Below are 11,633 nucleotides of genomic sequence, written 5' to 3' on the forward strand. Positions count from 1 at the left end.
CTCCAAGTCGGAGAACTCCACGTCAACCAATTGGGGAAGATTCACCAATTCCTCCTAGTAAGAAAACTCCTCAACCTCCAACAGGAGGAGGATTGATCGCTATTTCGCGTTTTTTAACTCCAGATGAACTAACTCTAGACGAACAGAGGATTTTGATCCGAGATACTTTACCCAAAGGTTCGATTTTACCGAAACATATAGGTATTAACCAAAAACAAATTGACTCGCTTTCTATCAAGCCTAATTTAGATCTCCCAGATAAAGAGTTTTTAGCTACCTTGGTGATTGATAATAAAACTGGTAATTTTGTAGAGGCTGTAGTTGAAGATCCTGCGATCGCACCAGCCCAAAGAAACAAATATCAGCAATTGGCTAACTCTATTTTCCGAGGTGAAAAATTTCAGCCCGCTCGCTACCCAAATGGTACTCCAGTACCAGAATTGGTGAATTGTTTTGTCCGGATCAAAATACAGCGTGGTTAACTTTGATTAATTGCTTGAACTCTTATCATAATTGTGTTATCTTATTAGAGTTGGAAATTCGCGGGCGTAGTTTAGTGGTAAAACTTTAGCCTTCCAAGCTAATAATGCGGGTTCGATTCCCGCCGCCCGCTTGGTACATACAACAAATTAGACGTTGTTTCTGCTGTGGTATCAATCGTAGAGACGTAGCAATGCTACGTCTCTACAACGTGTTGAATTAATCGACGTATAATGATGCATTTATTACAGACGCAGCATTATATTTATGATTGTGCGACTTTTAACCGAAACGACCGCTAATGTACTCTTGGGTTGCTTTCTGCTTGGGGTCATTAAAAATTAACTCTGTTTTGTCGAACTCGACTAAATAGCCCATACGAGCACCTTTTTCTGTGGGTTCAACGTTGAAAAATGCTGTCATATCTGACACTCGTGTTGCTTGTTGCATGTTGTGGGTGACGATGACGATGCTATATTGCTCTTTGAGTTCGTTAATCAGTTCTTCAACTCTCAGGGTGGAAAGCGGGTCAAGTGCGGAGCAAGGTTCATCCATGAGGATAACATCTGGCTGTACAGCGATCGCTCGTGCAATACACAAGCGTTGCTGTTGTCCACCCGACAAAGATAAGCCACTTTGCTTGAGTTTATCTTTAACTTCATCCCACAAAGCTGCTTTTCTCAGGCTGGTTTCTACCAATTCATCCATATCACCTTTGTAGCCGTTAATTTTTGCGCCAAAAGTGATATTGTCATAAATTGATTTGGGAAATGGGTTTGGTCTTTGAAACACCATTCCAATCCGACGACGCACTTCTACCGGATCGATGTCTGAGCCGTATAAATTCTTCCCGCAGTAAAAAATCTTACCTTCTGCGCGGAAGCTGTCAATTAAATCGTTCAGCCGATTATAGCACCGCAACAATGTACTTTTACCACAGCCAGAGGGACCTATAAAGGCTGTTGCTTTGTTTTTGGGGATATCTAGCCAAATATCTTTGACGGCTAGGAAATCGCCATAATAAACGTTGACACCCTCTGTCCGCAATACTGTGTCCGTGTCTTTTACGGTATCGATGTTAGTAGTCATAAAGAAGCAAGATTTAAGTTTTGTAAAATAGGGTTGTAAGCACCCATCATCATCAAGGGTCAAATATTTCCATTGCTATATCAAAATCTTCCCAAAGAAGGATGTTAATAAAGCAGTTATTTTGGCAAATTCTGAATGATATCAATTCGCGCAACTGACTAAACTTTCTCACGAGTAGCCCAACGAGTGATGATGCTGGTTAATAAAACCAACAGCACTAATATTAAAGAAGCTGCCCAAGCTAGTGACTGCCAATTTTTAAATGGGGAGATAGCATAATTGTAAACCAAAACAGCAAGGGAAGCTGTGGGTTTGAATAAGCCATCGGGCCAGAACGGAGAAAATAAAGCGGTGAAAAGTAGTGGTGCTGTTTCTCCAGATGCGCGAGCGATCGCTAGCGTCGATCCGGTTACAATTGCGGGTAAAGCTGCTGGCAAAACTACCTGCGATACTGTTTGAAACTTAGTTGCACCAATACCTACAGCTGCTTGTCGCAAATCTTGTGATACTAATTGTAAAGCTTCGTCTGTAGTTCGCAGAATAATCGGTAACATCAAAATGGACAGAGCTGCGCCTCCAGCTAAAGCGGAATAGGAACCTAACCCCAACTTATTGAATGTCAGAACCAAAATCCCATAAGCAAATACCCCCGCAATAATCGAGGGAACTCCACTGAGGACGTTAGTCGCAAAACGTATTATCCGTGCTGTTTTTCCAGAGCTAAACTCTGTCAAATAAATTGCTGCCATCACTCCCAAGGGGATGCTAATTGCTGCGGCAATTCCTACCATTAAAATTGTTCCCAAAATGGCATTCCCGAAGCCTCCACCCTTTCTGAGAGGTGGTGGTGGTAGTTCAGTAAATATGCTGAGATTCAGACTACTAAAGCCTTGAAAAATAACGTAACCGAGTACAGCTACCAATGGTATAACCGCCATAGCCGCACAAATAAAGGCGACAACGGTCATAATTGTATTGAACATCGTCCGGGGAGACGAAGGAGCACGAGTCAAGCTACCGCTACTGTATCCAGGTTGAGAATTGCCGGAAATATTAGAAGCCATGATTTAATACCAATTATCTACAGCCGCTTGACTCGGAGAACGACTAACTCTGCCATGATGTTAACAATCAGCGTCAACACAAATAAAACTAAGGCAGCGTACATTAAAGATGCAACTTGCAAACCACCAGCTTCAGCGAATTGGTTTGCCAGTAGAGAAGAAATCGTATTTGAGGGGGCAAATAGCGAGGTACTAATGTTGTTGGAATTACCAATCAACATGGTGACAGCCATAGTTTCGCCCATCGCTCGACCAAGTGCAAGCATCACAGCACCGACAATGCCAGAAAAAGCTGCTGGGATGAGAACTTTCAAAATTGTTTCCCAACGAGTTGCTCCCAACCCGATAGCTGCTTGACGCAAGCTAGGAGGTACAGAAATCAAAGCATCACGGGAAATTGCGGTAATAATTGGCAAAGTCATGATAGCTAGGATAAATCCTGCGATCAGCAAATTTGGACCGGTTGGTGCAGTGCTAAAAATTGGCAAAAAGCCAAAAGAAGCATTCAGCCATTTTCCGAAGCTGGTTAAGGGGGGAACCAAGACGAAAATACCCCAGATACCATAGACAACGCTGGGAATTGCTGCTAGCAGTTCTACTAAGAAAACTAGTACCAGCTTGACTTTGGGTGGGAGAAAATTTTCACTCAGGATCACAGCAGTCCCAACACCGATGGGTACAGCTATCAACAAACCGATAAACGAACTCATGAGAGTTCCGTAAACTTGAGGTAGGACGCCATAATCATCATTGACTGGGTTCCAAGCGCTTTTACCTAAGAAACTCAGACCAAATTTTTGGATTGCTGGGATAGCTCCCACGAATACTTGGAATGCTATCCATAATAAAGTAAATGCGATCGCAAAAGCAAAAATGCGAGTCAGCCAAACAAAGCCAATATCTAGTGACTTTTCTGTTTGCGATCGTTGTCTAAGTCCTGATGGAATATTCTGGGGTTGTGTAGTCATGGGAACCCAAGCAAATTAAATAGTTGCGATCGTTGCGGGAGCGAACCTTTTTAGTTGGTCAATGGTTAGTAGTCAATAGTCAATAGTGCAAAAACTGTTGACTTTGGACTCTTCACTTTTCGTTACTTGCTAGCGCTGTTATTATTAGCACCTTCAACAGCTATTTTATAATCTGGGCTGATCACATCGGCTGCTGCTGCTACTTTAGTAACCACCGTTGCAGGTAGAGGAACATATCCTAGTTCTTTAGCTTGTTTCTGACCTTCAGTCAAGCCATACTCAATCATTGCTTCTACCGCTTTGGCTTTTGCTGCATCAGCATATTTTGTGTGAGCCAAAATCCAAGTGTAGGTAACGATAGGATAAGAATCTGCACCTTCTGGATCGGTAATAAAAGCACGCAAGTCTGCTGGTAAAGTTACTGTTTCCAAGGTTTTTGCTGCGGACTGATCGTCAGCTACAACTATTTTGCCAGCCTTGTTTTCTAATGCCGCAAACTTGAGTCCATTTTGTTTAGCATAGCCGTACTCAACGTAACCAATTGAGCCTTGAGTTTGTGTGACTTGCGCTGTAACCCCTTCATTACCCTTTGCACCAACTCCCACGGGCCATTTTACACTTTTACCATCCCCAACTTTAGTTTTCCATTCTGGGCTGATAGCACTGAGGTGTTTTGTAAACACACCTGTAGTACCGCTACCATCAGAACGATATATAACTGTGATTGGCTGTTTGGGAAGTTTTGCACCAGGATTTGCAGCAGCAATTTTCGGATCGTCCCAAGACTTAATTTTGCCGAGTAAAATATCTGTGTAAACTGCCCGTGGTAACTTCAGTTCTGGAACATCAGACAGATTGTAAGCTAAAACAATGCTACCAGCAGTCATTGGCAGCAATAGTACACCTTGCTCTGCGGGTATTTTCTTGATTTCTTCATCCTTCATGGCCACATCGCTGGCACCAAAGTCTACAGTACCTTTGGTAAATTGCTCAACACCAGCACCGCTACCAACTGATTGATAGTTGACTTTCAGGGTTGGGTATTTTTTGTTTAAGGCATCGAACCAAGTTAGGTAGAGCGGTGCGGGGAAAGATGCACCGGCACCTGTTAAGGTTACGTTTCCACCCAAATCCAATTTACCAGGGCTGGAAGCAGTAGTCTCAGTAGCAGTACCAGAAGGTGATTCTTTCGCATTTGGATTTTCTGCGGTTTGCTGTCCACCGCAAGCTGCTAGGCTCATTGTCAGTGCTAACACTGAGATTGAGCCTATTAATCGATTATTTTTGATTAAATTTAGTCGTGATAGCATCTTGTCGATTTTATGTAAATTTTTAGGTAGGCGTTTCTAAGATACCGCTTTAGGGTAAACAGAAGGTTAACAAAGTAAAAAATACTTAGGTTATCTATTGGAAAATAAAAAATTAAATTATCCCATTTAGTGATATATGTGTCTCTATCAAGAAAAGGAAGTATAAAAATTGACTAAATAGTCAAGGGAAAATTTTAATATTCTAAGTAGAGACGTTCCGTCGTCACCTCTCTAGTATGGGTTTTAATGTTATGGTCATCCGTGACAATTTAAAATCAGCAACTTGGGTTAGTTAATGGATATCATAAATTTTTTGATATCTTGACTATAAATTGCAAATTTTAACTATTTGGAAGTGTATATATTTTTTTCTGAAGTCCGACTGGCTAAAGTGTTGTTGCGAAAACTTGACATAAATGGTCGCTCAAATACTAAATAAAACAAATACGCGATCGCTAACGACATTGGCACTGCTATCAGATAAAATATTACTGTAAAATTGACTTGACTTAGTTGCCGACTGAGGAGAAAGTGACCTAATAGCGTTACTACTACTCCATGAGTGAGATAAAGGCTATAAGAAAATGAGCCTAATGCAATTATTAAAGGATGCTCAAATAATTGTAAAATCATGGGTGACTTTTTATCTTCTATTATTGATTTGGTGCAGTAAATAAGCAGACAAGCAGTCACCAAACCACAAAAACCATCAGAAATCCATAGGTCTAATCCGAGTTTTTTCCATTCAGTTAAGACTGCAAGAAGAGAGAATACAATAATTAGTAAAATCCAAGGAAACGAATTTTTGATGGCAATTAATTTAGGTTTTTGAGAAAATCCAATATCCGCAGCAACCATTCCCAAAGCGAATAAGCCAATAAACCAAGGACTAGCTGATTCAAATAATCCATAGATTGACGGATTTATTGCAAAACTATGACTAATTTGAGTTTGCCGTGTTCAAGGCAATTAAATGACAGGGTAAATGCCAAATTAGGTAGCAATGGTTATGTATTAGCAACAAAACAATATTTGATTTAATTTAGCCAAAAGGCAAGTCTTGAAAAAATTACAGCTTTAACGTGCCAAATTAGCGTTTTTGGTTGAGAGCGATCGCACTACCGAGAAGCGAAAAATTGATGGCTTTATATGATATAATCTAAAATATTTATTTGAAGAACGGCGATCGCCCTTGTTTGCTTTTTAACTATCGCAAGCCAAAAGCGCTAATTGCTAAATAACTTAATAAATTATTCTTCATTCCAAGTATTAATACTCATCCAGCTTTTTGCATCCCTATTGCCGTGTAAATGTTTGCTGCTTCCAATCAATTACTATGGTCGATGATTGGCTTACTCCTGACAATAGGTGGCACCTTCCTAGAGGCTTATGGTATCACTTTACCTTGGAGTTGGAGTCAACATGGAATTGAAACTTTTTCTTTAGGTGTTAAATATCAAGTCGGTGCAGTGCTGCTGGTAGGTTGTTTAGGAGGGAAAAATGCTGGTGCGCTATCGCAAATTGCCTATTTAGTTATGGGGTTGACTTTGTTACCAGTTTTTGCTGATGGTGGCGGCATCGGTTATGTTAAGCTATCTCAGTTTGGCTATTTGTTGGGCTTTATTCCGGGAGCTTGGATTTGTGGCTTGTTAGCTTTTAAAGCTAGACCTAAACTAGAAACTTTAGCGTTTAGCTGTTTTTGTGGCTTGTTAATTGTCCACGTTTGCGGTATTAGTTATTTAATTATCAGCTATGTCTTTCATTGGAAAGGTACAGAAACCCTGCCATTAATGATGGAAGCAATCCTCACATACTCCTGGTTTGCTCTACCAGGTCAACTAGCTGTAGTCTGCGTCGTCACTGTAATAGCGTATGTATTACGACACCTAATGTTTTATTAGTTCAATGTAATTTGTTGTTTGTCAAAAGCTCGTGACGGCAGGACTAATGACACTTGACTTTTGACACTTGACTAACTTGCCATGCGTTTAAAAAATCATCTCTTTTGGATTGCTGCCTTTGTAATTGTTGTGTTAGACCAACTGACGAAAAACCAAGTGGTGTCAGCCGCAAAATCTTGGCAGTTGGAAACTATAATCGAATCAAAAACAGGAAATATAATATACAGACCTACTTTGCCACTCATCCAGGGGATATTTCATTTGACTTACGTCAAAAACGATGGTGCAGCTTGGAGTATACTTAGTGGACATATAGATTTATTGCGCTTTTTATCATTTGCCGTAAGTTTAGTTTTGATCGGGGTGGCTTGCTTTGGTCCAGCCTTAAATTTTTGGGATCAACTAGGCTATGGTTTGATTTTAGGCGGAGCGATGGGCAACGGCATCGATCGCTTTATTTTAAGTTACGTAGTTGATTTTCTCGATTTTCGATTGATCAACTTTCCTGTATTTAATGTGGCAGATTCATTTATTAGTATCGGCATTGTTTGCCTACTGATTTCCTCGTTTCAAAAAACACCAGGTTCAAGTAAGCGATCGCCTTAACATTCCCCCGTAGTGAGGACTTCAGTCCTCATATTACTAAAACCTGCTTACTTTTTTGGAGAATCCCAAGAATAAGCAGGCTTAATTTTATTTTCTGACGTTTTTCGTTCTAACTCTAATCAACGCAATCTTTAAATGCCACCTAAAGAAGTTGATACAGCAGATTTCACTCCTTACCCCTCTCGTTGTAGAGACTATTCTGTGCTACGTCTCTACGTGTATTCGATCTTGATAGGGTGCTGTAATCGGCACTCAGACGAACCGACTATTCCGTGGTGGCAACAATGCGATTATGTTTGAATTAGCGTGGAGCTAACATTTGTGAACCACCAGTAGGAAGTTTTTCCGAACCGGAATTTGGAAGTGTACTTGGAGAACTGGTGCTTGGCTGGATTGTGCTCCCAGGAGTGGTTGAATCCGGAGATGTCGTACTATCTGGGGTGGTTGAATCCGGAGTTATCGTGCTGCCTGGAACTGGAGTGATTTTAGTTGGGCTGCTCGAATCTGGAGTGGTAGTGCTACCTGGAGTACTGTTTTCCGGAGATGTCGTACTATCTGGGGTAGTTGAATCCGGAGTTGTCGTGCTGCCTGGAACTGGAGTGATTTTAGTTGGGCTGCTCGAATCAGGAGATGTAGTGCTACCTGGAGTACTGTTTTCCGGAGATGTCGTACTATCTGGGGTAGTTGAATCCGGAGTTGTCGTGCTGCCTGGAACTGGAGTGATTTTAGTTGGGCTGCTCGAATCTGGAGTGGTAGTGCTACCTGGAGTACTGTTTTCCGGAGATGTCGTACTATCTGGGGTGGTTGAATCCGGAGTTATCGTGCTGCCTGGAACTGGAGTGATTTTGGTTGGGCTGGTCGAATCAGGAGATGTAGTGCTACCTGGAGTACTGTTTTCCGGAGATGTCGTACTATCTGGGGTGGTTGAATCCGGAGTTATCGTGCTGCCTGGAACTGGAGTGATTTTGGTTGGGCTGGTCGAATCAGGAGCTGTAGTGCTACCTGGACTCGTCATGCTTCCTGGAGTATCCGTTTCCGGAGTTTTAGTAGTATCTGGTGCGGTTTGGCTGGCTGGAGTCTTTGGAGTGGCTTCAGCGGTGTCTTTTTGACAACGAGAATTCAGTGGGAAATTTTTACACAAAATTTCCACAGCATCGGCATTCAGCTTGATCTCCGTTGGAGAGGTGCTTGTAGATTCGCTTATTAGTTGCTTTGTTTCTGGGAATTTGGATGATTGGGCAACAGCAACATTGCTGGTAACAGCTAGGGTAAAGGCTGTACCTATTAGGGTCAGATATTTTCCCTTCATGTTATTTAACCTCAACGGAACACTGCGCCCATTAAATCAAACAATATAATTTATAAAATCTTCCTAAATGAAGATGTATATTTTGAATTTCAGATATCTATAGATGCTAAAGCAATAAAATTGACACAAATATTACTAGTATCAGTAGTTATTATCAATACAACTTAAAATAACTATATTTTGTTCGGAAACCAAATAAAGTTGACGAAATAGGGATTAGAGAATTTGGACAAGAATTATTGCCTAGGGAAAAATGTCATAAGCTTAACAAGCTCAATACGAACGCTATTTATGATGTTGGTATCAGATAAAAATCCAATAATTCCGTACAGCCAAATTCTACTTTGGCTTATGAGTAAAATGGTGAAATACCAGCATCGGCTGTGCGCGATGAGCAATTTTTTATTGACTAACTAACTGTGGTGTGATATAGCCAATGAGTTCCCCCCACCCTCCTCAAAAGCCAAAAACTTTGCTTGGTCAGGTGACTCAAGCAGTACAAACAATTCAAGCGAGAGTTGATTTTTCCAAACTCGCGCTGCGACCTAATGCCAGAGTACCAGAATTATTGGTGCAAGATTCGGGGGCGGACAAGGCGGAGGTATATCCATTATTAGGCGATCGCTACGTATTAGGTCGCAGTTCCAAATCCTGCGATATCGTCATCCGCAACCCAGTTGTCAGCCAAATTCATCTGTCACTCTCCCGCGATTCTACTCAACGAACTCCCGTTTTTATCATCAAAGATGAAAACTCAACTAATGGCATTTATCGCGGCAAACGTCGCGTCACTTCCCTAGAACTACGACACGGTGACACCTTCACCCTCGGACCACCAGAACTAGCCGCTTCCGTGCGGCTGCAATACGTCGATCCACCACCTTGGTATGTAAAAGCTGCCACATGGAGCGCTTGCGGTGTCGGTGGAGCCACAGCCTTATTCGCCTTGGGAATTGGCGTAGAATCGCTAAAATTCTCGGTTAGACCTTTACCCACAGCCACCCGCGCTCCGGTAATCGTTTATGCTCGTGATGGACAAAAACCATTACGGGAACCCCGCTCTACAGCTCACATCGACAAAAAGCGATTAGAAGACTTTGGTCCTTATTTACCCGCTGCTGTTGTCGCCTCAGAAGATAGCCGTTATAATTGGCACTTCGGAGTTGACCCATACGGAATTTTGCGGGCAGTATTAATTAATAGCCGCAGTGGAGATGTGCAGCAAGGTGCTAGTACTGTAACTCAGCAGGTTGCCAGAAGTTTGTTTCGCGATTATGTCGGCAGCCAAGACTCCTTTGGGCGAAAATTGCGAGAGGCTGTAGTTGCTTTGAAGTTGGAAACATTCTACAGTAAAGATGAAATTTTACTGACTTATTTAAATCGGGTATTTTTGGGGGTGGATACCTCCGGCTTTGAGGATGCGGCTCGATTTTACTTTGATAAGTCGGCAAAAGAATTAACTTTGGCAGAAGCAGCGACGTTGGTAGGAATTTTACCCGCTCCCAATGGCTTTGATTTTTGTGGAGAAAGTAAGCATAAATTAGAAGCAATTGAATATCGCAATCGCGTGCTGAAGCGGTTGCTGGAGATGGGGAAAATCAAACAAGATGAGTATAACCGCGCTAGGCGATCGCCGATCGAAGTTAGCCCCAAAGTTTGCGAACAGCAAGCGAAAACAATTGCACCCTATTTCTACAGTTATGTCTTTCAAGAACTAAAATCGATTTTGGGTGAAGAGTTAGCTACAGAAGGCAACTTTATTATTGAAACTCAACTAGACCCAGCAATTCAAAAGGAAGCCGAAGCAGCATTGCGAAATTCAGTCAACAACAGTGGTTCAAGTTTTCGTTATTCCCAAGGTGCAGTGGTGACTCTTGATTCCAGCACTGGTGCAATACTGGCAATGGTAGGGGGAATTGATTACAAAAAAAGTCAGTTTAATCGCGCTATCCAGGCAAAAAGACAACCCGGTTCTACTTTTAAACTTTTTACTTACACTGCTGCCATAGAGCAAGGAATTTCCTCCGAAAGAAGTTATTCGTGTGATTCTTTGCGTTGGCAAGGCTTTACCTACAAACCTTGTCGCAGTGGTGCTGGTGGTAGTTATGATATTGCTACCGGTCTTGCGCTTTCCGAAAACCCCATCGCTTTACGAGTTGCCAAAGAAATCGGCTTGAATAAAGTTGTCGCAATGGCACAGCGTTTGGGTATAAGGTCTTCCCTAGATCCGGTTCCGGGTTTGGTGCTGGGTCAAAGTGTAGTTAATGTCACGGAGATGACTGGTGCTTTTGGAGCCATTGGTAATCGTGGCGTTTGGAATCGTCCCCACGCAATTAGCCGGATTTTAGATAGCAGTGATTGTCGCGATCGCAATGACTTAAAAACTTGCCGCGTCATCTACTCTTTTGACCAAGGTCCAGAAGCAAACAAGCGCGTACTCAAACCGGAAATAGCCGATACCATGACCAATTTGCTACGCGGCGTCATTTCCAGAGGTACTGGACGCAGCGCGGCTATTGGATTAGGTGAAGCTGGTAAAACAGGCACAACAAATGACAACGTTGACCTATGGTTTATTGGCTTTATTCCTAGTAAGCGACTCGTAACTGGTATTTGGCTCGGAAATGACAATAATTCTCCCACATCTGGCAGCAGCGCTCAAGCAGCTCAACTCTGGGGAAATTATATGGGACGAATTACAAAGTAGGGGAGTGGGGAGTAGGGAGTGGGGAGTAGGGAGCAGGGGGAGCAGGGGGAGCAGGGGATAAGGGGGAAGAAATTCCCCCTTATCCCCCTTGTTCCCCCTTTTCCCCTTGTTCCCCCCCCCCCCACTTACGAAATCCCCGCCCACGTGGTACTTTGATGTTCTCGTTGGGCCGAAATAGTACCTGGTAATGGAGGCGGGG

Annotated in this window: 10 protein-coding genes and 1 tRNA gene; 6 read left to right on the plus strand and 5 right to left on the minus strand. The window is 42.4% G+C overall.

Annotated features, from left to right (window positions below; genetic code table 11):
- A partial coding sequence (locus tag OGM63_RS09220) for a hypothetical protein (protein ID WP_263745218.1) occupies positions 1–482 on the plus strand: 482 nt, incomplete at its 5' end.
- Between the two features lie 60 nt (positions 483–542).
- A tRNA-Gly gene (locus OGM63_RS09225) sits at positions 543–613 on the plus strand.
- A gap of 149 nt (positions 614–762) precedes the next feature.
- Here OGM63_RS09225 and pstB read toward each other — a convergent pair.
- The 5 genes from pstB to OGM63_RS09250 all read right to left on the minus strand — a co-directional run bounded on the left by pstB (position 763) and on the right by OGM63_RS09250 (position 5,856).
- Complete coding sequence (gene pstB / locus OGM63_RS09230) at positions 763–1,569, minus strand: phosphate ABC transporter ATP-binding protein PstB (protein WP_263745219.1); 807 nt, start codon at positions 1,567–1,569, stop codon at positions 763–765.
- Between the two features lie 158 nt (positions 1,570–1,727).
- Complete coding sequence (gene pstA, locus OGM63_RS09235; protein ID WP_263745220.1) at positions 1,728–2,633, minus strand: phosphate ABC transporter permease PstA; 906 nt, start codon at positions 2,631–2,633, stop codon at positions 1,728–1,730.
- 17 nt (positions 2,634–2,650) lie between these two features.
- Positions 2,651–3,601, minus strand: a complete 951-nt coding sequence (gene pstC, locus OGM63_RS09240) for a phosphate ABC transporter permease subunit PstC (RefSeq protein ID WP_263745221.1) — start codon at positions 3,599–3,601, stop codon at positions 2,651–2,653.
- Between the two features lie 122 nt (positions 3,602–3,723).
- Positions 3,724–4,911: a phosphate ABC transporter substrate-binding protein PstS gene (gene pstS / locus OGM63_RS09245; protein ID WP_263745222.1), complete on the minus strand. Its 1,188-nt coding sequence runs from the start codon at positions 4,909–4,911 to the stop codon at positions 3,724–3,726.
- 345 nt (positions 4,912–5,256) lie between these two features.
- Positions 5,257–5,856: an acyltransferase family protein gene (locus tag OGM63_RS09250; protein WP_318528434.1), complete on the minus strand. Its 600-nt coding sequence runs from the start codon at positions 5,854–5,856 to the stop codon at positions 5,257–5,259.
- 365 nt (positions 5,857–6,221) lie between these two features.
- Between OGM63_RS09250 and OGM63_RS09255 the strand changes: the two genes are divergently transcribed.
- From OGM63_RS09255 to OGM63_RS09270, 4 genes are all read left to right on the plus strand, one after another.
- Positions 6,222–6,812: a biotin transporter BioY gene (locus OGM63_RS09255; RefSeq protein ID WP_263745223.1), complete on the plus strand. Its 591-nt coding sequence runs from the start codon at positions 6,222–6,224 to the stop codon at positions 6,810–6,812.
- 81 nt (positions 6,813–6,893) lie between these two features.
- On the plus strand, positions 6,894–7,418 hold the full coding sequence (gene lspA / locus OGM63_RS09260) for a signal peptidase II (RefSeq protein WP_263745224.1): 525 nt from the start codon (positions 6,894–6,896) through the stop codon (positions 7,416–7,418).
- Positions 7,419–7,825: 407 nt separating this feature from the next.
- Positions 7,826–8,527 carry a hypothetical protein gene (locus OGM63_RS09265; RefSeq protein ID WP_263745225.1) on the plus strand — a complete coding sequence of 234 codons (702 nt, stop codon included), beginning with the start codon at positions 7,826–7,828 and terminating at the stop codon, positions 8,525–8,527.
- Positions 8,528–9,163: 636 nt separating this feature from the next.
- The gene (locus OGM63_RS09270) at positions 9,164–11,434 is read left to right on the plus strand and encodes a transglycosylase domain-containing protein (RefSeq protein ID WP_263745226.1); all 2,271 of its coding nucleotides are present in this window, start codon (positions 9,164–9,166) and stop codon (positions 11,432–11,434) included.
- The last annotated feature ends 199 nt before the right edge of the window (positions 11,435–11,633 follow it).

This window comes from Plectonema radiosum NIES-515 (assembly GCF_025753815.1).
Classification (GTDB): Bacteria; Cyanobacteriota; Cyanobacteriia; order Cyanobacteriales; family Nostocaceae; genus Hassallia; species Hassallia radiosum_A.

Bases quoted from the DNA above. Each gene is read 5' to 3' on its own strand.
- pstS (WP_263745222.1), bottom strand. From the start codon at position 4,911: ATGCTATCACGACTAAATTTAATCAAAAATAATCGATTAATAGGCTCA.
- lspA (WP_263745224.1), top strand. From the start codon at position 6,894: ATGCGTTTAAAAAATCATCTCTTTTGGATTGCTGCCTTTGTAATTGTT.
- pstB (WP_263745219.1), bottom strand. From the start codon at position 1,569: ATGACTACTAACATCGATACCGTAAAAGACACGGACACAGTATTGCGG.
- pstC (WP_263745221.1), bottom strand. From the start codon at position 3,601: ATGACTACACAACCCCAGAATATTCCATCAGGACTTAGACAACGATCG.
- OGM63_RS09255 (WP_263745223.1), top strand. From the start codon at position 6,222: ATGTTTGCTGCTTCCAATCAATTACTATGGTCGATGATTGGCTTACTC.
- pstA (WP_263745220.1), bottom strand. From the start codon at position 2,633: ATGGCTTCTAATATTTCCGGCAATTCTCAACCTGGATACAGTAGCGGT.
- OGM63_RS09270 (WP_263745226.1), top strand. From the start codon at position 9,164: ATGAGTTCCCCCCACCCTCCTCAAAAGCCAAAAACTTTGCTTGGTCAG.